Genomic DNA, 20,699 nt, shown 5'->3' with positions numbered 1-20,699 from the left:
GTGACCACACCGCGCGCCACCGTCTTCACCGGAATCCTACAGAGGCCGGGTATCACTACCCATGGGCGGCGCGCGCCAGGCACCGCCCCCGCCAACGGCGGACGGGTCTGATCGCCGATCTCCCGGTCGGACCCTGATCGCCGCGCCCCCCGTACCGCCGCGGCGGCGGTACGGGGGCGTTCCCGTCCCCGAACGCCCCCTGTTCACGCGTGCCGTTGGCAGTACGCGCCCGCGTCGCCACCGTCGCGTACCACGGTGAACAGGTCGTTGAGCCGCGCCAGGCGCAGTACCCGCTCCAGTCGGGGATCGGCGAGCACCAGTGTCATACGGCCGCCCCGCCGCCGCACCTGGCAGGCGGTGTGTGCCAACGGCGCGAGGCCGGTGGCGTCCATGAACGTCACCGATCTCAGATCGACCACGACGTCCGAGGTGGTGAGTGTCGCGGCGGCGAGCAGGTCGGTGGTGCGCGCGGTGGTGAGCAGATCCAGCTCACCGTCGAGCGTCACAGTCGTCGCCATGGCCTGCTCCTCTCGCGAGCGCGCCGCCGGAAACGGCGGGGAAGATCAGACTAGAGGCGTTGGCGTGCGCTTCACGGCGAATACCGGAAGTCGGTCACCGGTGCGGGGGGTCGGTACGGCGGGAGCGCGTTGACCGTGCACCGGTGCGCCGGGCGTGCGCGGTGGTCAACCGGTCAGCTCGCGCTCCAGCGGTGTCCGGAAGCTCGGTCTGAACCGGGTCTCGCCCAGCCAGTCGGTGAGCCGCTCGACCTCGGCGTCGACCGCCGTCCGGGCCTGCCGCCCGGCGTCGGTGAGCAGGCGGTAGGCGACGGAACCGTCCGGGCGCTGTGCCCAACCGCCGATCACCTGGCCGTTCCACCACACGGTGGGGCCGATGTTGCCGTAGCGGTCGAACAGCTGCCGCCGCGCGTCCGGATCGACGTACCAGTCGCGGTGCCGCCAGCCCATGGCGGTCGGATCGAGCGCGGGCAGCAACGCCGCCCACGGCTCCGGCTCCGGGACGGCTTCGGTGTCGTCCGGCAGCAGCCAGCCGGTGCCCTCGTCCAGCTCCACGGCGACCGCGCCGGTCGCGGCGATCGCCTTGCGGGTGTCGGAGAGCGTCCAGCCGCTCCACCACTTCAGGTCTTCCGCCGTGGCGGGCCCGAAGGACGCCAGATAGCGCCGGGCGAGGTTCGCCCGCGCCGCCGCCTCGGGCAGCTCCGGCAGCGGCTGCGCCGCGGACCACCGGAACTGGTTCGACGTCCAGCCGCCGAGCGGTCTGGCCCGGCGGATCCTCCCCTCCGCGGCCAGGACCCCCAGGATCCGGCTGGCCACCCGCTGCGACCTCTCGTACGGCTTTCCCGGCGAGACCACGATCCGCTCGCGCAGCGCGGGCACGTCCGCCGCCAGTTCCGCCGCGGTGGCCTGGCCGCGCACCCGCAGCGCCGCCAGGGCGGCCTCCTCCGCGGCGGCGATCCACTCGGCGGTGAAACCGCCCGCCCGCGACAGGAGTTGGGCGTGGTGGGCGCGCTCCTTCAACGCGACCCGCCGCGCCGTGGAGGCGTTCACCACCGGGGCCAGCTCGACCGGGACGACGAACATGGTGCGGCGCATACACAGCATCCGGGTCAGCGTCAGGTCCTCGTACAGCCCCCGCTCGACCTCCGCGACGCTCGGCGCGGCCAGCCGGGCGCGCGCGGCGAGGTAGACCGTCGCCGGATCGGTGGCATGCAGCCCCACCAGCGCGTGCGCCACCTCCTCCACCGCCGCGCCTTTGGCACCGGGCGCCAGAAGGTGCCGCGAGCCCACCCGGGACCGCCGCTGCCCGGCCGTCAGCCGCAGCCGGGCGCTCACCGGCGGACCGCCCCACGGGAGGCGGCGGGCGGGCTCGTGCGCTGCATACGGCGACTCCAGGGGGCGGCTGCGGAACGTCCTGAACCGGTGACCACCGTACTGACTGGCGCGCCTCGTACCCGAAGGCGGCCGGATCGCCGACGATCGATCCATGACGGCGAACGCGGCGGAGAGCGACGCGGCCGGCGGAGTGCGTCTGGCCGACGCACGCGGCCGGTGGGTGCTGCTGGCCACGGTACTCGGCTCCGGAATGGCGCTGCTCGACGGCACCGTGGTGAACGTCGCGCTACCCCGTCTCGGCGAGAGCCTGCACGCCTCACTGGCCGCCCTGCAGTGGACGATCAACGCCTACATGCTCACCCTGGCCGGACTCATCCTGCTCGGCGGATCGCTGGGCGACCGGTTCGGCAGGCGCCGGGTCTTCGTGATCGGCACCGTGTGGTTCGCCCTCGCCTCGGCGGCCTGCGGGCTCGCCCCCAACATGGGCGTGCTGATCGCGGCCCGCGCGCTGCAGGGCGTGGGCGGCGCACTGCTGACGCCCGGGTCGCTGGCGCTGATCCAGGCCACCTACATCGAGCGGGACCGCGCCCGGGCGGTCGGCGCGTGGTCGGGACTCGGCGGGGTGGCCGCGGCCGTCGGACCGTTCGTCGGCGGCTGGCTGGTGGACGGCCCGGGGTGGCGCTGGGTGTTCCTCATCAACTGCCCGGTGGCCCTGGCGGTGGTGGCCGTCGCGGTGCGCTGGATTCCGGAGAGCCGGGAGGGCGAGCGCACCGGTTCCTTCGACGTGTCGGGCGCCGCCCTCGCCGCGCTGGCGCTGGCGGCACTGACCTACGCGCTGGTCGAGGCCCCGTCGCGGGGTCCCTCCGCACCGGTGCTCGGCTGCGCGGTCGCGGCCTGTCTGCTCGGCGCGGCGTTCGTGGCGCTGGAGCGGCGGCGCGCCCATCCCATGCTGCCGCCCGACCTGTTCAGGTCCCGTACGTTCACCGTCGTCAACCTGATCACCCTGTGCCTGTACGCGCCGCTCAGCGGAGTGCTGTTCCTGCTGCCCGTGCAGCTCCAAGTCGCCTCCGGCTACAGCGCGTTGCAGGCGGGCGTCGCCATGCTGCCGATCACCCTGCTGATGCTGGCGCTCTCCGCCCGCGCCGGTGACCTCGCCCGGCGGATCGGGCCGCGGCTGCCGCTGACCGTCGGCCCGCTGCTGGCGGCCGTGGGCATCGCCCTGCTGCGCCGGGTGGGACCCACCGGGGCGTACTGGAGCACGGTGCTGCCCGCCGCCGTGGTCCAGGGCCTGGGCATGGCGCTGTTCGTCGCACCGCTGACCTCCACCGTGCTGGCCGCCGTGCCGGTGCGGCGGGCCGGGATCGCCAGCGGCGTCAACAACGCCGCCGCCAGGGCCGCCGGACTGCTCGCCGTCGCGGCACTGCCGCTCGCCGTGGGGCTCTCCGGCAGCCAGTACGCCTCCGGGCCCACCGTGCACCGGGCGTTCCAGGAGGCGGTGGTCATCTGCGCCGTGGTGATGGCCGCCGGGGGAGTGCTCGCCTGGTTCACCGTACGGGCGCCGCGCCCGGGGGCGGTCTGCGCGCATCCGCAGTGCACGGTGAACTGCGGCGTACCGGCGCCGCCGTTGGACCCGGGAGCGCAGTAGGCCGGGGCGCCGCGGCCCGCCGCGCGGCGGTAGGCAACCCGAGGTGTTCACCGGGGCGACGCGCGGGCAACACCTCGGCAACACCGGCGTCCGGCACCCTGCTCGGGTCCTGCCGACCGAAAAACGGAACGCTCATGACCACTTCCCCCGTGGACACCGACGAGCAGCTCCCCGCCCCCGCACGGCTGGCCGATGTGCCCGGCTGGTTCTTCCCGGTCGACCAACTCCTCTTCGACTGGTTCCTGACCCGGCAGCGCCAACGCGACGAACCCGGCGACCTGTTGGAGGTCGGCGCCTACCTGGGCAAGAGCGCGATCTTCTGCGGCCGCTACGTAGGGGACGGCGATCGCTTCACCGTGTGCGACCTGTTCGACTCGCCCGCCGAGGACTCCTCCAACAGCGCCGAGATGGCGAAGTCCTACTCCACCCTGACGCGGCGCGCCTTCGAGGCCAACTACCTGTCCTTCCACGACGCGCTGCCCACCGTCGTACAGGGGCCGTCCTCACTCGTCCCGGAACATGTTCGGGAGAACAGCTGCCGCTTCGTCCACATCGACGCCTCGCATCTGTACGACCACGTGCACGCCGACATCGAGTGCGCCCGCGCCCTGCTGCGGCCGTACGGCATCGTCGCCCTGGACGACTTCCGCGCCGAGCACTGCCCGGGCGTCGCCGCCGCCACCTGGCAGGCGGTCACCACCGGCGGCCTGAACGCGGTCTGCATCACCAGCACCAAGCTCTACGGCACATGGGGCGACCCCGGCCCGGTGCGCGACGAACTGCTCGGCTGGCTGGGCGAGCGCCGCGACCTGTGGCACGAGGTGCAGTCCGTCGCCGGCGCTCCGCTGATCCGCATCGACGGCAGAAAGGCCGTGGCCCCGCCCCACCCCGCGTCCCGGCACCGGTCAGCAGCCGCCCCGGGACAGGCCCAGGGCGACCGCCCGCGGCCCGCGGCCCGCCGCCTGGCCGCACGGGTCGTGCCGTCCGCGGTGGCCAAGGCGATCGGCGCCGCACGGCGGCGCCGCTGAGCCGGAGGCGGCCCACGGTGTCGTGAAGTAAGCACAATCCCCCTCGGGTTGGCCCGTCCACGTGGCGGCCCGGCGCTTCGCCGGGCATGCTGCGGTGTGCAGGCCACAAACCGGCGGAGGAGGGACACTGTGGGAACGGCCTTCGCGCTGCCGCTCGTTGGTGTCGCGTTCGCCATCGCGGCACCGCGGATCCTGGCGCGGGCCGACTGGCAGGAGCGTGAACCCGTGGTCGCGCTGTGGGTTTGGCAGTGCGCCGTCGCCGCCGTACTCCTGTGCTTCGGGCTGTCGTTGCTCGTCACCGCCGCCGCCCTGTGCGCTCCGCTGCGCGACCGGCTGTTCTGGATCGCGCCGCGCGGTGTACAGGACTCCTACGACCTGACGGTGGGCGGGGCCTGGCGCGGGGTGTTCGCCGCGGTGCTGGTGACCGCCGCGGTCCACGTCGTGCTGCACCTGGTGCGGGAGGCGCACATCGCCCGCATCAGCCGTCGCCGCCGCTACCACGAGCTGCGTCGGGCCGCCCCACCGCTGCCGTACGAGAGCCGGCAGCGGTGGCGGGCGCGCCGAGCCGAGCGGCTGCTGGTGATGGAGAGCCCACGGCCGCAGGCGTGGTCGCTGCCGCTGCCGCGCAGGCCGCTGCCGCTGCCGCGCAGGCCGCTGCAGCTCGTGGTGTCCACGGGGGCGATGCGCCGACTCAGCCAGGAGCAGTTGGACGCGGTGCTCGCCCATGAGCGCGCCCACGCCAGGGCCAGGCACCATCTGCTGCTGCAGTCCGCCGGGGCCCTGGCGACCGCGTTCCCCGGCGCCTCGCTGTTCACCGCCTACGCGGACCACTCCGCGCGGCTGGTGGAGCTGGCCGCCGATGACGCGGCGGCCTACCGGCACGGCCATCTGGCGACGGCCCTGGCGCTGCTCGACCTCAACGAGACCCGGCTCGGCGCGTCCCGTTCGGTGCCCGCCGCCTGGGCCCCGGGGACGCCCCCGCCACCGCCCGTCGAGGAGGTGGCGGCGCGCGTCGACCGGCTACTCACCGGGGCGCCACGGCTGCGGCCGCTGCAACGGCTCAATCTGACCGCGGTGGGCCTGCTGATGATCCTGGTGCCGGTACTGGTCACGCTCGCCCCCGGGTTGGGCACGCTGCTGACGATGGGCTGGCGGAGCTGAGACCGGTTCCGCTCGGTGAGTCGGACAGGTGCGTGTGGTAGGCATGCGTCGAAGTGGCAGTCGCCAGCAGTGCAGTGGGACGCAAGTGGCACCGTGGACAACGGGAGACGACATGAGCGACACGATGACGGCCGGAACGGTCACCATCACCGCCGGAGACGGCGATCCCGTCGAGGCGTACCTGGCCCGGCCGGTGGACCGCACCGGGTTCGGCGGCGTCGTGGTGATCCACCACATGCCGGGCTACGACGAGGCCACCAAGCAGATGGTGCGCAACTTCGCGGCGCACGGCTACGCGGCACTGTGCCCGAACCTCTACTTCCGCCAGGCACCCGGCGCCAGCCCGGACGACGCGGCGGCCGCGGTCCGGGCCGCCGGGGGCGTCGCCGACGAGCAGTTGATCGGTGACGTGAAGGGCGCGGTACGCCATCTGAAGTCACTTGAGGGCGCCAACGGCAGGATCGGCGTGATCGGGCACTGCTCCGGTGGCCGTCAGACGTTCCTGGCCGCCTGCTCGATGCAGGTGGACGCGGCGGTGGACTGCTACGGCGCCTTCGTCGTCAATGACCCGCCCGCCACCATGCCCGCCACGATGAAGCCGGTGATCGGTCTCGCGCCGCAGCTGTCGTGTCCGCTGCTCGGCCTGTTCGGCGCCGAGGACTCCTTCCCGGCGCCGGATGAGACGGCCCAACTGGCCGCGGAACTGGACCGGTTGGGCAAGGAGCACGAGTTCCACACCTACGACGGCGCAGGGCACGCGTTCTTCTCCGTCGACCGCCCCAGCTACCGGCCGGAGGCCGCCGTGGACGGCTGGCGGCGGATCTTCGACTTCTTCGGCCGCCACCTGTCCGCCTGATCAGGAGCCCGACATGTGCACCTACCTGACCGAGAAGATCTCCATCGACGGCAGCGGCAAGGGCGCGCTGGGGTGGTTCCCGCTCACCCATGCGACGGTCTATGTGGACCACCCGCAGCACGCGCCGCAGGAACACACCCTGAACATCGACTTCATCAACCCCGAGCAGGGGCCGGGGGCTCGGGTGGCGGTGGAGCTGACCGAGGAGTCCGCCCTGGCGCTCGTGCGCGCCATCCACGACGCGCTGGCCGCGGCCCCTCCCGGCCTCGCCTCGGCCAACCAGGGCAAGTAGCGGCCCGACCAACCACCGTGCTTTCAGCGGTAGTTGCCCGTGTGTCCCAGGCTGTAGCGGCCGGGCTGCGGGAAGAACGCCAGCCCGTGCGGGTTGGCGCCGACCGGGATGCGGGCCAGTAGCCGACCGTCCGCGGTCCCGAACACGTACACCTCGTCGTTGTCGCGGCCGGACAGCCACAGTTGGGTGCCGTCGGCGCTGACCCCGCCCATGTCGGGCGAGCCGCCGCCCGGTATCCGCCAGGTGGCCGTGGTGGTACGGGTACGCGGGTCGACCACGCTGACCGAACCGTCCTGGCGGTTGGAAACGTACAGCAGCGTCCCGTCGCGGTTGGGGTAGATCCCGTGCGCCCCGGCCCCCGTGGGAATCCTGCCCTGCTCGCGCATGGTCGAGCCGTCGACCAGGACCAACTCCCCGCTGTGGAAGCCGGCGACGTAGAACGTGCGCCCGTCCGGCCCGAGCCGGACGTCCTGCGGCATCGCCTCCGGGCCGAGGTCGAGTTCACCGAGGATCCGCAGGGTGGCCGTGTCGTACTTCAGCAACTGTCCGGAGAACTCGCAACTGGCGATGAAGTAGCGGCCGTCCGGTGAGAAGTCGGCGTGGTTGATGCCTGAACAGGGCACGGTTACGCTGCGCCGCAGCGCCATGGTGCGGGGGTCCCGCACGTCCAGGTGGTTCCGGCGCTCCGCCATGACGAGGGCGGAGCCGCCGTCCGGGGTGAAGTACAGGTTGTATGGCGCGTCGACCGCAACCGGCTTGCCCGGCCGGGCGGTTCGCGGGTCGAGCGGTACGAGCTGGTTGCTGCCGCTGGCGTCGACCCACAGCGTCCTCAGGTCCCAGGACGGGGTCACGTGCTGCGGCAGCCTTCCGACCGGGTAGTGGCCGACGACGCGGAAGGTCCTCGGGTCTATCACGGTGACGGTGTCCCGGTCGCGGTTGGGCGAGTTGCTGGAGCCGCCCATTCCGGTCTCTCCGCTGTTGGGCACATAGACCAGTTCGGGGTCGCCGGCGACGGCCGGGCTGAGCATTCCGGTCCGGGTGAACGCATAGGCGTCGGCCAGCGTGGGCGGGCGGTTCGGCGGGTTGGCCGCGCCGCCCTGCGCTATCCAGGGGATCCCGCCGGTCGGGTGATGAGGGGCGGTGGCGGCCTGCCCGGCCCGCGCCGGCTGGGGGCGGCCTGGCCGGACGGACGCGCTGGCGCTGTCCTCGTGTGCGGCCAGCGTACTGGCCGCCACGGCGCCCGCGATGAGCGCGAGGCCGCAGACCAGTGAGATGCGGAGGGGGCGCGCACGCACCGGTGGCCTCCCGTCGTCGTGTGGACTCGATACGGGACAAACGTAGGCACAGCGCATTGATGTCGCGACTCGTCGACCAGGGCGCGGAGCCGGCTCCCAGAGCAAACGAAGATCGACTGGCGGAAGTCCGGGGGAGGGCGTATGCGTTCGGCTCCCTTGGCCTGCGGTCCCCTCGGCCCACCACACGGCTTCGGCGCTCACCGGGCCGGGGGCCGCCCCGTGCGGTGCGCGGTCGATAGTGGGGGGATCGGCTGGGCATCGCACGGGGCGGTGTTGCTGTGAGAGCGCACTCCCGTTACGCGCCTGCCCTGAACCACGTCCACCAAACCACATCGGTTCAATCGGGGGCGCGCACATTGGTGGCCGCCCCGCTGAGAGGCGGCCTCACCTGCTGCTACGGGTAGTTCACCAGATCCGCCACACTGTGCGCCGAACTCGACGGCCCACCGGTGTTGTTGACGATGCGAGGGATCGTCCACGTGCTGCCCGGGCCCTGCTGTACGGCGGTGCGGCGCCGCTGTTCTTGTTCCCCACGGTGGCCAAGCCCGACGGCGGAGCGCCGACCGCCTTCGCGGTGCGCGCCGACACCAGGGCCAGACAGGCCGCCCGCGACCGGGGCCAGCGCGGCGCGAGAGCGCTGATCGGTGCTGTGGGGGTGCGGTCCTCGGGCCACATCGCCCTCCTGGGGCGGAAGTTTGGTCAGGACTTAGTTCAGGGCGTGATTCAACTGGTGTGGTGATGGCCCGTCAAGGGATTCGCCAGCCTGGAGCGTGGGTGCCGGGGGCCGCCGCCTAGGATGTGCGGCGTATCGATTCCGCTGGGGCGACCGAGGAGCCGCGGGAATGAGTGTGCGCGTCGAGCGCGAGGGTCCGGTCACCACGGTCGTGCTGTCCCGGCCGGAGTGCCGCAACGCGGTGGACGGGGCCACCGCCACCGCGCTGGCCGAGGCGTTCCGCACCTTCGACGCCGACCCGCGGGCGCGGGTCGCCGTGCTGTGGGGCGAGGGCGGAACGTTCTGCTCCGGAGCCGATCTCAAGGCGGTCGGCACCGAGCGCGGCAACCGGGTCGAGCCGGACGGCGACGGCCCCATGGGTCCCACCCGGCTGCGGCTGACGAAGCCCGTGATCGCCGCCGTCAGCGGCCACGCCGTGGCGGGCGGACTGGAACTCGCCCTCTGGTGCGACCTGCGGGTGGTAGAGGAGGACGCGGTGTTCGGTGTCTTCTGCCGCCGCTGGGGCGTACCGCTTGTCGACGGCGGCACCGTACGGCTGCCCCGGCTGATCGGCACCAGCCGCGCCCTCGATCTGATCCTCACCGGCCGAGCCGTGGACGCCACCGAGGCGCACGCCATCGGCCTGGCCAACCGCCTGGTGCCGCACGGCCGTTCACGCGCCGCCGCCGAGGAACTCGCCGCCCAGATCGCCCGGTTCCCGCAGACCTGCCTGCGCGGCGACCGAGCCTCCGTCCTCGCCCAGGACGGCCTGACGGAGGAGGCGGCGATGGCCGTGGAACTGCGGCACGGACAGGCCGCCATGGCGGAGGCGGTCAGCGGAGCCGCCCGGTTCACCGCGGGCGCCGGGCGCCACGGGGACTTCTCCCAGCTCTGACGTCGGCCCGCCGGCCCGCCGCAGCGCTTGCGTCCGCGGACCCGGAGGGTGACGGTGGGTGACAGGGGAGGGCCACGGGCGGTGCCCGCTGTCCGCGGCGGCCACTGCCTATCCGGAGGACGACCGCCATGACCTCGCGAAACTCGCTGGCGGAGTACCGTCGCAAACGCGACTTCTCCCGGACACCGGAGCCCGAGGGCGGCCCGGGCGACGAGGGGCGCGAGTCCCGGTACGTCGTACAACTGCACGACGCCAGCACCCGGCACTTCGACTTCCGCCTGGAGGTCGACGGAGTGCTGAAGTCCTGGGCGATCCCGAAGGGCCCGTCCACCGATCCCCACGACAAGCGGCTGGCCGTTCCCACCGAGGACCATCCGCTGGAGTACCGCGACTTCGAGGGCGTCATCGACGGCGAGCAGTACGGCGCCGGAACCGTGCTGGTGTGGGACTCCGGGACATACCGCAATCTGAGCGAGCGCCACGGCAAGCGGATCCCGTTCGCCACGGCGCTGGCCGACGGCCACGCCTCGTTCTGGCTGGACGGCAGGAAACTGCACGGCGGGTTCGCCCTCACCCGCATCCGCCCCGAGGCGTGGCTACTGGTGAAGAAGGACGACGAGTACGCCTCCCGCGCCGGAACCCCGGAGCCGAGCCGCGCCAAGTCGGTGCGCAGCCACCGTACGCTGAAGCAGATCGCGGCCGACGTCAAGGCGGGCCGCAAGGGACGCAAGCGCTCCGGCGGCGCCCACTGGCACGGCAGCCGGTCATGAACGACGAGCTGCGGCGGCTGCCCCGGGACCAGCGGGACCTGCTGCGTCCCGCCCCGCGCCCCCGCGAGGTGCGCCCGATGCTGGCCGTGCTCAGCGACCGGCGGTCCTTCGACGACGGATGGATCTTCGAACGCAAGCTGGACGGGGTACGCGCACTGGGCTTCCGCGAGGACGGCCGAACCGGGCTGCTGTCCCGAACCGGGCGGCGCGTGGACGCCACCTACCCCGAGATCATCGAGGCCCTGGAGCGGCAGGAGTGCCACGACTTCATGGTGGACGGCGAGATCGTCGCCCTGGAGCACGGACGCACCAACTTCGCCCTGCTGCAACGGCGGATGGGCCTGACCAGGCCGCACGACGTGCGGATGAGCGGTGTGGCCGTGACGTACTACCTCTTCGACCTGCTCCGCCTGGACGGCCAGGACCTCACACGGCTCCCGTTGCGCACCCGCAGGTCGTTGCTGCGCCGCACCATCGAATTCCGGTCGCCGCTGCGCTTCACCACCCACCGCAACACCGGAGGCCCCGACCTGCTGCGGCAGGCGTGCGAGCGGGGCTGGGAGGGCCTGATCGCCAAGCGGGCCGACGGGCGCTATGCGCAGACCCGGTCCAGGGACTGGCTCAAGCTCAAGTGCGCTGCCGGGCAGGAGATGGTGGTCGGCGGATTCACCGAACCGTCCGGGAGCCGCGTCGGCCTGGGCGCGCTGCTGGTGGGCTACTACGCGGACGGCGAACTGCACTACGCGGGCAAGGTGGGAACCGGATTCGACACCGCCACCCTGCGCCGCCTCAGAGCACGGCTGGACGAGCTGGAACAGCCCGGCTCGCCGTTCGCCGATGAGGTCCGGGAGCGCACCGCGCACTGGGTGCGGCCCGAACTGGTCGTGCAGGTCGGCTTCACCGAGTGGACCCGGGACGGAAAGCTGCGGCACCCCCGCTTCCTGGGCCTGCGCGATGACAAGAGCGCCCGCGAGGTGGTGCGCGAACGGCCCGTCGGGGCGTGAGGGGTGAGTGCGCATGGAGTCACCGGCGGACGCTCATGTGATGCCCAGTAACCCGGGGCTGCGGCGGGACATCGGTGTGATCGGCCTGATCTGGGCCTCGGAGGGGTCCATCATCGGCTCGGGCTGGCTGTTCGGGTCGCTCTACGCGGCGCAGGCCGCCGGAACCGCCGCACTGCTGTCCTGGGGGATCGGCGCGCTGGCCATCATCGTGCTGGCCTTCGTCCACGCCGAGCTGGGGGCTATGTATCCGGTCGCGGGCGGTACCGCGCGGTTCCCGCACTACGCCTTCGGCAGCGTCGCCGGGGCCTCCTTCGGCTGGTTCTCCTGGCTCCAGGCGGTCACCGTGGCACCGATCGAGGTCATGGCCTCGCTCAACTACCTCAGCGTGCACGTCGGTTGGGTGCAGACCGGCAAGAACCACCTCACCGCGTCCGGCTACGGCCTGGCCGTGGCGTTCATGGCCTTCTTCGTTGTCGTCAACTTCCTGGGCGTCAGATGGCTGGCCCACACCAACAGCGCCGCGACCTGGTGGAAGATCGCCGTTCCGCTGGTCACCATCGCGGTGCTCGCCGCCGCCAGGTTCCACGCGGACAACTTCGCCCACCAGGGCTTCGCCCCGTTCGGCGCCAAGGGGGTGCTCTCCGCGGTGAGCACCAGTGGTGTCATCTTCGCCCTGCTCGGCTTCGAACAGGCGGACCAGCTCGCAGGTGAGAGCCGCAACCCGGCCAGGGATATCCCGCGCGCGGTGATCGGCTCGATCCTCATCGGCACCCTGGTATACGCCGCCCTACAGGTGGTCTTCATCGCCGCCCTGCCGCACAGCGCCTTCGTACGCGGCTGGGCCAACCTGACGTTCAGCGGCAAGGCCGGGCCGTTCGCCGGTCTGGCCGGCTCGATCGGGCTGGGCTGGCTCGCCGCGCTCCTGTACGTCGACGCGGTGGTCTCACCCACCGGCACCGGGCTGATCTATGTGACCGCCACATCCCGCGTCTCGTACGGCCTGTCCCGCAACGGCTATGTGCCCGAGATCTTCGAGCGCACGACCAGGCGCGGAGTGCCGTGGTTCAGCCTGCTGTTCGCCTTCGCCATCGGACTGATCGTCTTCCTGCCCTTCCCCACCTGGCAGAAGCTCGTCGGATTCATCACCTCCGCCAGCGTGTTGATGTACGCCGGCGCGCCGCTCGCCTTCGGTTGCCTACGCAGGCAGGACCCGCACCGGCCGCGCCCCTACCGACTGCCGGGCGGAGGGTTCTGGGCGCCCGTGGCGTTCATCGTGGCGAACCTGATCATCTACTGGGCGGGCTGGGACACCCTGTGGCGGCTGGGCATGGCGATCGTGCTCGGGTACCTGCTGCTGGGCTGTTCCGCGGCGCTCAGGCTCAACCCGAGGGCGCCGCGGCCGGACTGGAGATCCGCGCAGTGGCTGCCGGTGTATCTGACCGGAATGGGCGTGGTCTCCTGGCAGGGCGGCTTCTGCAGCTCCGGACCCGCCTCCCGGGTGGCCTGCGGCGCGGCCGACCGCATTCCGCTGTGGTGGGACATCGCCATCATCGCGGCGTTCAGCCTGGTGATCTACTACTGGGCGCAGCTGGTCCGGCTGCCCGCCGAGCGGACCCTGGAGTACATCGGATCCGTCGAGCCCGTACCCACCAGGTGAGCCGACCGGTTCGATAGCACCTCCGGCTGACGCCCGGCGTGGGGTGCGGGCGCTCGGCTGACCTCATGCCTATGGTGAGGCTCCGCCCGAGGCGGGCCAGCACGGGGCGCGCAGGGGATCCCTGTCAACCAGTGACGCCGGGTTACCGAATAGTGACCGAGAGTCAAGAGGCCGTGCTCCGTACGCGGTTGGCTCGTTGAACCCGTACGACCACGCCGATCGCAGACCGTAGAACGCAGCCCTGAAGACCGCAGACCCGAAGGAGGAGGCGTGCCCCCATACGCTCCTGCCGCCGGACCGGAGCCCCGGTCACGCAGCGCGCCCGCCGCCCCGCAGCAGCGCACCCGGTACGTGTCCGAGCGGCCGGACAGGGTGGACGACGGCCCGAGCGCCGGACCGCCGGACGGTCGGCCGCCCCGGCACAGGACACCGGATCGGGACCGGCTGACCTGGCTGATCTGCGCGGGCGTCGGCCTTGGGGTGCTGGGCACCACCGCCCTGTACGCCAACCCGGGCGCCATGTTCCGGTCCACCCGGTCGGCGTCCGCCGAGGTGCGCCCCACGCACCACGCGGTCGCCCCGCCCGCCGCGCAACCCCGGCCGTCGGTGCGGCGGTTGCCCGGAATCGGGGCGCGGTTCGGCTCGGCGATCCCGGCGAACGCCCGGCAGGCCCTGGTGGTGGTCGGTCAGGGACCGGGCTCGTGGATGTCCACCGCGACCCTGTGGAGCCGTGACGACCACGGCGACTGGCACCCGAGCGAGACCTGGACCGCACACAACGCACTGCGCGGCTGGACCCCCTCCCACCGGATGGACGACCTGCGCAGCCCCATCGGCGTCTTCTCCCTCACCGCCGCCGGAGGACTCGCCCCGAACCCCGGCACCAGGCTTCCGTACGACCACTCCCCGGCGTTCCGCGCGGTGGGGGCGGGCTTCGAAGGGGAGCCGCTCACCGGCTCCTTCGACTACGTGGTGGCGATCGACTACAACCGCGTGCCGGGCAGTTCACCGCTCGATCCGCGCACACCACTCGGCCGGGGACGCGGCGCGGGCCTGTGGGTGCACGTGGACCACCAGGGGCCGACCCACGGCTGCGTGGCGCTGTCCCGCGAGCACATGGTCGAGCTGCTGCGCAAGCTCGACCCGGCCGCCCACCCGGTGATCGTGATGGGGGACAAGGCGGCGCTGCGGCAGTGACGGCACCGCCGGGCAGCCGCACACGCGGGCCAACCGCCCGGCGGCCGGGCCGGATTGTCAGTGGGTCACGGCATGATGGCGGCATGGAGACTCCGCCGCGCCACGACCGGCTCCTGGCCCGGGTGACCGCCCGCGCCAGGGAGCGCTGTGCCCCGCTACGACCGCCGGTGTCCGAGGGGGAGTTGGCGGCGGCCGTGCGGATACTGGGGTTCCCGCTGCACCCACTGCTGGACCGGCTGTACCGGGAGGTGGCCGACGGCGGCTTCGGGCCGGGGTACGGACTGTTCCGGCTGTCAGCGCTCGCTGACGACCGGTCGAGTGAGACGGCGGGACCCCTCACCGCCGCCTACCGGGACCGCCGGGCACCCAACCTCCGGGACCGGGACTGGTTCTGGCCGGAGGGCGTGGTGCCGGTCCTGACCTGGGGGTGCGGCATGCTCGCCTGCGTGGACTGCCGCAGCCCGCGGGGCACCGTGCTGCTGTTCGAGCCCAACGCGGTCCAGGACGACTGGGCGGACGCCTGGTTCGTCGACTCCGACAGCCTGGCCGACTGGCTGGAGACCTCCCTCGACGGCACCGGCTGGTACAGCGATCCCGATGCGGACGACCCCTGGGCCGAGGCGGACCGTGCCGCCGCCCCGACGCAGCCGCGCCCGTGGGGCGCGCCGGCGAGAGCGCGCGGGGCGGCGGCTCAGCACGGATCGGTCAGCGACCTGCGCGGATGCGCCTCGGGCTCGGTAGAGGAGGCGGTCATCACCATATAGGTGCTGCCCGGCTGTCCAGCCGCGCCGCCGTGCCGGCCGTCCGGGGTGAGGGCCAGCGCCCGCAGCTCGGAGCGGAACGCGTCGGGCAGCGTGGCCGCGTCCCGTAGCGCGGTCTGGCAGGCCTCGCCGGGATCGTGCCCGGCGGCCAGCAGGTCCACCACGGTACGGGCGGTGCCGCCACGCATCGCCAGCTCACCGCGTCCGGTGCAGGCGGCACCGCCCGCCCGCAGATCACACCAGTTGCCCGCGCCCGGCACCGCCGAATCGCCCACCCGCCCCGGGTACTTGTAGGGGAAACCGGAGGTCGAGACGCCCACGCACATCTCGCCGGAGGAGTCCAGGGCGATGATGTTGATGGTGCCCCACGGCTCGGCGTGCGGTGCCAGCCGGCGGATCAACTCCACCGCGTTGGCGCGGTAGTGGTGGTCCCCGGGGAGCGCCGCGGTGTTCTCTCCCTCGATCGACGCGGTGGACCACGCGACCTGCTCGCGCCACATGGTCCGGGACTTCTCGGTGATCAACTCGGCCTTCTCGAAGCCGCATTCGCGGGCGAACAGCGCGGCCCCCTCGCCCACCAGCAGGCAGTGCTGCGGCAGTTGCTCAAGTACCGCCCGGGCGACCGAGATGGGGTGCGGATAGTCGCGCAGCGCCGCCACCGCCCCGAACCGCCGGGTGGAGCCGAGCATCATCGACGCGTCCAGCTCCACCACACCCTGGGCGTTGGGGAGTCCGGCAGTGCCCACGTAATGGTCGTTCGGATTGTCCTCGCAGTGGTGCATAGCGGCCTCCACCGCGTCCGGGGCGGAGCCACCGCGCCGTAGCACGTCCATCCCCGCTGGCAGGCCGACCTCGCTGCGCTCGCTCCCGATGATGACTGCGTTCGCCATGGCCCTCCGTACGTAGGACGTGCAGGTGCTCGGGCGCAGTCTGGCACCGCGCACCCTGTCCGTTCCAGAACGCCTTGCTGGCTTACGGGTGATACACGTCGGAAGTGAGGTTGCGCAGCGTGACCGGCGGCAGGTACTCGCGGATGAGCGTGCGCTCCCACCACGCGCCGGTGCGCCGCAACTCCCGCCAGTTGGTGAAGCGGTATTCGTACAGGCGGGCGCGGACATGGGTCGGCGGGGAGCCGGGGAACGGGTTGTCCCGCAGCAGCTTGAGGGTGGGCCGGTCGTTGTGCAGCAGCTTGGCGGCGAACGGCAGGAACCACGACTCGGCGTAGATGGACGACATCCCGGCGAACCACATCAGCCAGTCGAGCCGCAGATGGTAGGGCGCCCACTGGCGTGGCAGCCGCTTCGGGTCGCCCGGCTTCCCCTTGAAGCCGTACTCGCGCCACACCGTGTCGGGGGTGATCTCCGGCTCGTCGGTGCCCTCGACCACGATCTCGGTGCGGATCCGGTTGATGCTGCCGAACGCGCCGTAGGCGTTGACCAGATGGAACCGGTTGAACGAGTAGTTCATGACCTGGCCGCGCGAGAAGAGGTTGCGTGCGGGCCAGTAGCTGAGGACGGCCACCCCCGTGACGAAGGCGAGCACCAGGACCTCGAACCACAGGGGGGCGGCGGGCTGCGGGGGCGGCTTGGGCAGCCCCAGTACGTCCGCGGCGCGCGAGCCGTCCACCGCGGCGAGCGCGAGGACGATCGTCAGCCAGTTCAGCCAGGCGAAGTTTCCGGAGGCCACCAGCCACAACTGGGTGACGATGACCAGCCCCGCGGCCACGCTGGCGGTGGGCTGCGGGGTGAACAGTGCCACCGGCACCACGAGTTGGGCGACATGGTTGGCACCCACCTCGACACGGTGCAGCGGCTTGGGCAGATGGTGGAAGAACCAGCTCAGCGGGCCCGGCATGGGCTGCGTCTCATGGTGGTAGTACAGGCAGGTCAGATCGCGCCAGCACGGGTCGCCGCGCAGCTTGATCAGGCCCGCGCCGAACTCGACCCGGAACACCAGCCAGCGGAACAGCCACAGCACCAGCACCGGCGGGCCGGTGCGGGCGTTGCCCAGGAAGACCGCCAGGGCGCCCGCTTCGAGCAGCAGCGACTCCCAGCCGAAGCCGTACCAGAGCTGCCCGACGTTGACGATCGACAGATAAAGCGCCCAGAGCAGCAGCCACATCAGCATGGCGGCCCACAGCGGTACGAGATCCGCCGCTCCCACCATGATCGCGGCCGACACCACCGCGCCGGTCCAGGCGGTGAGGGCGAAGAAGCGATCCGAGTAGTGCAGGTGGAACAGGCTGGGCGCACGGCGGAACGGCGCCCAGGTCAGGAACCGCGGAATCGGCAGCAGTCCGCGCTCGCCGAGCAGCGCCCGGAACTGGTTGGCCGCCACCAGGAACGCCACCAAGTACAGCGCGGCCAACGACCGTTGGACGACCAGCCGGGTCAGCCAGTACCCCGGCGCGGTGAACCACTGCATGTCCCATTGTGTGAACAACCCGCGCCCTTGCGCACACCCAGACACGGGCGCATAGTTGTTTTACGTCGGCTAACTATTTGTGACTCCGGGGCACGCGAGCGCAGGCCTCCAGATAAGGCGCCGCCACCCGAGTCCGCGCGGGAGGCGCACATGCGTTGGACCGCCCAGGACCACCTCGGCGCCAAGTGGGTGGTGCTCTCCAACACCACCCTCGGCACGCTGATCGCGATGATCAACAGCTCCATCGTGCTGATCTCGCTCCCCGCGATCTTCAACGGACTGCGCCTCGACCCGCTCCAGCCGGGCAACATCAGCTATCTGCTGTGGATGCTCATGGGCTACATGCTGGTCACCGCGGTCCTGGTGGTCACATTGGGCCGCCTGGGTGACATCTTCGGCCGGGTGAGGATCTACAACGCCGGATTCCTGATCTTCACCCTTACCTCGGTGGTGCTCGCGCTCGACCCGCTGCACGGCGGCGCCGGGGCGCTGTGGCTGATCGGCTGGCGGGTCGCGCAGGCGGTCGGCGGTTCGATGCTGATGGCCAACTCCGCGGCGATCATCACCGACGCCTTCCCGGTCTCCCAGCGCGGCATGGCGCTGGGCGTCAACGTGGTCGCCGGCATCTCCGGCTCGTTCATCGGCCTGCTGCTGGGCGGGCTGCTCGCCGAGTGGAACTGGCGCTCCATCTTCTGGGTCAACGTGCCGATCGGCCTGCTCGGCACCGTGTGGGCGTACCGCTTGCTGCACGACACCGGGATCCGCGGCCGGGCACGGATCGACTGGTGGGGCAACATCACCTTCGCCGTCGGCCTCACGGCGCTGCTCGCCGCCATCACCTACGGCATCCAGCCCTACGGCGGATCCACCATGGGCTGGACGAACCCATGGGTACTGGCCGGTCTGATCGGCGGGACCGTGGTGCTGGCGCTGTTCTGTGTGATCGAGGCCAGGTCCGCGGAGCCGATGTTCCCGCTGCGGCTGTTCCGCAACGCCGCCTTCGCGGGCGGCAGCGCCGGAACCCTGCTCGGGGCGATAGCCCGCGGTGGACTGCAGTTCATGCTGATCGTCTGGCTGCAGGGCATCTGGCTGCCGCTGCACGGTTACGACTACGCCGACACACCACTGTGGGCGGGCATATACCTGATACCGCTGACCGTCGGCTTCCTGGCGGCGGGGCCGATCGCCGGGCACCTGTCGGACCGTTTCGGCCCGCGGCCGTTCGCGGCGGGCGGGCTGGTGGTGATCGCGCTCTCGTTCGGCGGGCTCCTGCTGCTGCCCACCGACTTCGGCTACCTGCCCTTCGCGCTGCTGGTGTTCCTCAACGGGCTGGGCAGCGGCCTGTTCTCCGCGCCCAACACGTCGATGATCATGTCGAGCGTGCCCGCGGAGGCCCGTGGCGCCGCCTCCGGCATGCGGGCCACGTTCCAGAACGCCGGGATGGTGCTGTCCATCGGTGTCTTCTTCTCCCTGATGGTGGCCGGGCTGTCGGGCTCGCTTCCCACCGCGCTGACCGGCGGCCTCACCGCGCAGGGGGTGCCGACCCAGGCGGCGCATGCCATCGCCGCGCTGCCTCCGGTCGGTACGCTGTTCGCCGCGTTCCTGGGGTACAACCCGGTCCAGCAACTGCTCGGAGCGCATGTGCTGGGGCAGCTACCGCCGGGCCACGCCGCAGTATTGACGGGGCGTCAGTTCTTTCCGCACCTGATATCGGGTCCGTTCCACGACGGCCTGGTGGTGGTCTTCTGCCTGGCGATCGCGATGTCCCTGGTGGCCGCGCTGGCCTCGCTGGTGCGCGGTCGGGCGGAGGGCGCCGAGGGTACGGATACGGTGAGCGAACAACACTCCGCGACGGCGCGTATCCGCTGACCAGGCGGGCCCGCGCCCGGTCAAGGCTCCGAGGAGGGGCGCGGTGGACACGACCGACTCCAAGGCGACCGGTCCCAAGGCGACCGATCAGAACGCACTGGGCGGAATCGATCCTGCGACGGTCTCCCGGCTGCGTCTGGCGATCGCCCGCATCCACCGGCAGATGGTTCAGGCGTCCAGTGGGCAGGGCCTTACGTTCGCCCAGTTGTCCGCGCTGGCCAGGGTGGAACAGCACGGTCCGCTGCGCCTGGGTGAGTTGGCGGCCCGCGAACGGGTGGCGGCCTCCTCGATGACCAGGACCCTGGCCCCGCTCACGGCGGCCGGTCTGGTCGGCAAGGCCCCGGATCCGCAGGACGGCCGCTCCTGGCTGATCGAGGTCACCGCGCACGGCCGCGAGGTGCTGGCCGAGATCCGCCGGGAGCGCTCGGAGATGCTGGCGGCGCGCATCGGCGGGCTCACCGCCGAGCAGTGCGCGGCCCTGTACGCGGCGATCCCGGTGCTGGAGGCGCTCACCGACGAGCCCGAGTAGCCCGTTCGGCTGCCCGAGGCGCGACGCCCGTACCCGCCTGCTCGCTGAAGGGGCGTGGCTTCGGGTAGCGGTGCACAGTAGGAGAAGCAAACAGGGCGGAATGCGGGGATATGCCCCGGCGCCCCGCCCGTGCGGTGACGCAGATGGGGAGCACAGCGATGTTCGAGGCCGGCGACATCCGGGAGTGGCGCGGCCACGACGTGGTCGACGACCAGGGCAAGAAGATCGGCTTCCTGGAGTCGGTCTATGTGGACACGGCCACCGACCAGCCCGCGTTCGCCACGGTGACGATCGGCATCCCCACCCGGCGCCGCCTGGTCTTCGTACCCCTGGGCGGGGCCACGGTCGGGCCGTCGTACCTCCAGGTCAGGTATCCCAAGGCACAGGTGAAGGACGCGCCGTGGATCGGGACCGACGGCGAACTGCTGGCCGCTCAGGAGGCGGCGGTGTTCGCCCACTACGAACTGGCGTACCAGACCGGCTCCGGTGGCGAACGCCGGCTGGCCCGCCGGTGACCGGGCGCGGAAGGAGGATGGGATGGCACTGTTCCTGCTGATCGTCATTCTGGCGATCGTGCTGGGCATCATCGGCGCCGTGATCAAGGGACTGTTCTACCTGCTGGTCATCGGCGTGATCGTGTTCCTGGTCGATCTTGTCTACCTGCGCACCCGGATGCGCTCCAGGCGCCGCCGCTCCCTGCGCTGACCGCGGACGTGGCACCGGGCCCCGGCCGCGCGTTGCGCAGCGGCGGGGG

Annotated in this window: 21 protein-coding genes; 15 read left to right on the top strand and 6 right to left on the bottom strand. The window is 71.9% G+C overall.

Translation table 11 applies throughout. The features are described from left to right. Positions 1–203: 203 nt before the first annotated feature. Positions 204–518 carry an STAS domain-containing protein gene (locus tag O5O46_RS29210; RefSeq protein ID WP_269858619.1) on the bottom strand — a complete coding sequence of 105 codons (315 nt, stop codon included), beginning with the start codon at positions 516–518 and terminating at the stop codon, positions 204–206. Positions 519–683: 165 nt separating this feature from the next. Then, complete coding sequence (locus O5O46_RS29205; RefSeq protein ID WP_269858618.1) at positions 684–1,850, bottom strand: winged helix DNA-binding domain-containing protein; 1,167 nt, start codon at positions 1,848–1,850, stop codon at positions 684–686. 151 nt (positions 1,851–2,001) lie between these two features. On the opposite strand from O5O46_RS29205, the gene O5O46_RS29200 reads away from it, so the two are divergent. The 5 genes from O5O46_RS29200 (at position 2,002) to O5O46_RS29180 (ending at position 6,832) form a co-directional block, all read left to right on the top strand. Continuing rightward, on the top strand, positions 2,002–3,495 hold the full coding sequence (locus O5O46_RS29200) for an MFS transporter (RefSeq protein WP_269858617.1): 1,494 nt from the start codon (positions 2,002–2,004) through the stop codon (positions 3,493–3,495). Between the two features lie 134 nt (positions 3,496–3,629). Next, on the top strand, positions 3,630–4,523 hold the full coding sequence (locus O5O46_RS29195) for a class I SAM-dependent methyltransferase (RefSeq protein WP_269858616.1): 894 nt from the start codon (positions 3,630–3,632) through the stop codon (positions 4,521–4,523). 129 nt (positions 4,524–4,652) lie between these two features. Beyond that, positions 4,653–5,684 (top strand): M56 family metallopeptidase, encoded by a 1,032-nt coding sequence (locus O5O46_RS29190; protein WP_269858615.1) that lies wholly within the window; start codon positions 4,653–4,655, stop codon positions 5,682–5,684. 112 nt (positions 5,685–5,796) lie between these two features. Then, positions 5,797–6,540, top strand: a complete 744-nt coding sequence (locus tag O5O46_RS29185) for a dienelactone hydrolase family protein (protein ID WP_269858614.1) — start codon at positions 5,797–5,799, stop codon at positions 6,538–6,540. 13 nt (positions 6,541–6,553) lie between these two features. Next, complete coding sequence (locus O5O46_RS29180) at positions 6,554–6,832, top strand: DUF6295 family protein (protein WP_269858613.1); 279 nt, start codon at positions 6,554–6,556, stop codon at positions 6,830–6,832. Between the two features lie 23 nt (positions 6,833–6,855). On the opposite strand, the gene O5O46_RS29175 is transcribed toward O5O46_RS29180, so the two are convergent. Both O5O46_RS29175 and O5O46_RS29170 read right to left on the bottom strand, forming a co-directional pair. Then, entirely contained in the window at positions 6,856–8,127 is a 1,272-nt protein-coding gene (locus O5O46_RS29175) for a YncE family protein (protein WP_269858612.1), read from the bottom strand. Between the two features lie 394 nt (positions 8,128–8,521). Then, complete coding sequence (locus O5O46_RS29170) at positions 8,522–8,800, bottom strand: hypothetical protein (protein WP_269858611.1); 279 nt, start codon at positions 8,798–8,800, stop codon at positions 8,522–8,524. Between the two features lie 169 nt (positions 8,801–8,969). Here O5O46_RS29170 and O5O46_RS29165 point away from each other — a divergent pair, with 169 nt between their 5' ends. The 6 genes from O5O46_RS29165 to O5O46_RS29140 all read left to right on the top strand — a co-directional run bounded on the left by O5O46_RS29165 (position 8,970) and on the right by O5O46_RS29140 (position 15,126). Then, on the top strand, positions 8,970–9,734 hold the full coding sequence (locus O5O46_RS29165) for a crotonase/enoyl-CoA hydratase family protein (RefSeq protein WP_269858610.1): 765 nt from the start codon (positions 8,970–8,972) through the stop codon (positions 9,732–9,734). A 128-nt stretch (positions 9,735–9,862) separates the two neighbouring features. Continuing rightward, positions 9,863–10,504, top strand: a complete 642-nt coding sequence (locus O5O46_RS29160) for a DNA polymerase ligase N-terminal domain-containing protein (protein ID WP_269858609.1) — start codon at positions 9,863–9,865, stop codon at positions 10,502–10,504. Further along, a complete protein-coding gene (ligD, locus tag O5O46_RS29155) occupies positions 10,501–11,508 on the top strand; it encodes a non-homologous end-joining DNA ligase (RefSeq protein ID WP_269858608.1) in 1,008 nt (335 codons plus the stop codon). The genes O5O46_RS29160 and ligD overlap by 4 nt, the downstream gene beginning before the upstream one ends. Positions 11,509–11,548: 40 nt before the next feature. Further along, positions 11,549–13,165 (top strand): APC family permease, encoded by a 1,617-nt coding sequence (locus O5O46_RS29150; protein ID WP_269858607.1) that lies wholly within the window; start codon positions 11,549–11,551, stop codon positions 13,163–13,165. 270 nt (positions 13,166–13,435) lie between these two features. After that, positions 13,436–14,362: a L,D-transpeptidase family protein gene (locus O5O46_RS29145; protein WP_269858606.1), complete on the top strand. Its 927-nt coding sequence runs from the start codon at positions 13,436–13,438 to the stop codon at positions 14,360–14,362. An 83-nt stretch (positions 14,363–14,445) separates the two neighbouring features. Beyond that, on the top strand, positions 14,446–15,126 hold the full coding sequence (locus O5O46_RS29140; RefSeq protein WP_269858605.1) for an SMI1/KNR4 family protein: 681 nt from the start codon (positions 14,446–14,448) through the stop codon (positions 15,124–15,126). On the opposite strand, the gene O5O46_RS29135 is transcribed toward O5O46_RS29140, so the two are convergent. Both O5O46_RS29135 and O5O46_RS29130 read right to left on the bottom strand, forming a co-directional pair. Continuing rightward, positions 15,054–16,013: a N(4)-(beta-N-acetylglucosaminyl)-L-asparaginase gene (locus tag O5O46_RS29135; RefSeq protein WP_269858604.1), complete on the bottom strand. Its 960-nt coding sequence runs from the start codon at positions 16,011–16,013 to the stop codon at positions 15,054–15,056. The two genes, O5O46_RS29140 and O5O46_RS29135, sit on opposite strands and share 73 nt — an antisense overlap. Before the next feature lie 82 nt (positions 16,014–16,095). Further along, a complete protein-coding gene (locus tag O5O46_RS29130; protein WP_269858603.1) occupies positions 16,096–17,547 on the bottom strand; it encodes a lipase maturation factor family protein in 1,452 nt (483 codons plus the stop codon). Positions 17,548–17,697: 150 nt separating this feature from the next. On the opposite strand from O5O46_RS29130, the gene O5O46_RS29125 reads away from it, so the two are divergent. The 4 genes from O5O46_RS29125 (at position 17,698) to O5O46_RS29110 (ending at position 20,650) form a co-directional block, all read left to right on the top strand. Continuing rightward, the gene (locus tag O5O46_RS29125) at positions 17,698–19,416 is read left to right on the top strand and encodes an MFS transporter (protein WP_269858602.1); all 1,719 of its coding nucleotides are present in this window, start codon (positions 17,698–17,700) and stop codon (positions 19,414–19,416) included. 43 nt (positions 19,417–19,459) lie between these two features. Next, on the top strand, positions 19,460–19,945 hold the full coding sequence (locus tag O5O46_RS29120; RefSeq protein WP_269858601.1) for a MarR family winged helix-turn-helix transcriptional regulator: 486 nt from the start codon (positions 19,460–19,462) through the stop codon (positions 19,943–19,945). Between the two features lie 158 nt (positions 19,946–20,103). Beyond that, a complete protein-coding gene (locus tag O5O46_RS29115; RefSeq protein WP_269858600.1) occupies positions 20,104–20,460 on the top strand; it encodes a PRC-barrel domain-containing protein in 357 nt (118 codons plus the stop codon). Between the two features lie 22 nt (positions 20,461–20,482). Then, positions 20,483–20,650, top strand: a complete 168-nt coding sequence (locus tag O5O46_RS29110) for a hypothetical protein (protein WP_269858599.1) — start codon at positions 20,483–20,485, stop codon at positions 20,648–20,650. Positions 20,651–20,699 lie beyond the last annotated feature (49 nt).

This window comes from Streptomyces sp. RPT161, from assembly GCF_027533845.1.
GTDB classification, from domain to species: Bacteria; Actinomycetota; Actinomycetes; order Streptomycetales; family Streptomycetaceae; genus Streptantibioticus_A; species Streptantibioticus_A silvisoli_A.
Note: the sequence above shows the minus strand (reverse complement) of the source record. Positions and strands in the feature narration are given on the sequence as shown.

Excerpts from the sequence above, each read along its gene's own strand:
- O5O46_RS29195 (WP_269858616.1), top strand. The coding sequence starts at position 3,630 with ATGACCACTTCCCCCGTGGACACCGACGAGCAGCTCCCCGCCCCCGCA.
- O5O46_RS29140 (WP_269858605.1), top strand. The coding sequence starts at position 14,446 with ATGGAGACTCCGCCGCGCCACGACCGGCTCCTGGCCCGGGTGACCGCC.
- ligD (WP_269858608.1), top strand. The coding sequence starts at position 10,501 with ATGAACGACGAGCTGCGGCGGCTGCCCCGGGACCAGCGGGACCTGCTG.
- O5O46_RS29125 (WP_269858602.1), top strand. The coding sequence starts at position 17,698 with ATGCGTTGGACCGCCCAGGACCACCTCGGCGCCAAGTGGGTGGTGCTC.
- O5O46_RS29165 (WP_269858610.1), top strand. The coding sequence starts at position 8,970 with ATGAGTGTGCGCGTCGAGCGCGAGGGTCCGGTCACCACGGTCGTGCTG.
- O5O46_RS29160 (WP_269858609.1), top strand. The coding sequence starts at position 9,863 with ATGACCTCGCGAAACTCGCTGGCGGAGTACCGTCGCAAACGCGACTTC.
- O5O46_RS29180 (WP_269858613.1), top strand. The coding sequence starts at position 6,554 with ATGTGCACCTACCTGACCGAGAAGATCTCCATCGACGGCAGCGGCAAG.
- O5O46_RS29115 (WP_269858600.1), top strand. The coding sequence starts at position 20,104 with ATGTTCGAGGCCGGCGACATCCGGGAGTGGCGCGGCCACGACGTGGTC.
- O5O46_RS29135 (WP_269858604.1), bottom strand. The coding sequence starts at position 16,013 with ATGGCGAACGCAGTCATCATCGGGAGCGAGCGCAGCGAGGTCGGCCTG.
- O5O46_RS29150 (WP_269858607.1), top strand. The coding sequence starts at position 11,549 with ATGCCCAGTAACCCGGGGCTGCGGCGGGACATCGGTGTGATCGGCCTG.
- O5O46_RS29210 (WP_269858619.1), bottom strand. The coding sequence starts at position 518 with ATGGCGACGACTGTGACGCTCGACGGTGAGCTGGATCTGCTCACCACC.
- O5O46_RS29110 (WP_269858599.1), top strand. The coding sequence starts at position 20,483 with ATGGCACTGTTCCTGCTGATCGTCATTCTGGCGATCGTGCTGGGCATC.
- O5O46_RS29185 (WP_269858614.1), top strand. The coding sequence starts at position 5,797 with ATGAGCGACACGATGACGGCCGGAACGGTCACCATCACCGCCGGAGAC.
- O5O46_RS29130 (WP_269858603.1), bottom strand. The coding sequence starts at position 17,547 with ATGCAGTGGTTCACCGCGCCGGGGTACTGGCTGACCCGGCTGGTCGTC.
- O5O46_RS29200 (WP_269858617.1), top strand. The coding sequence starts at position 2,002 with ATGACGGCGAACGCGGCGGAGAGCGACGCGGCCGGCGGAGTGCGTCTG.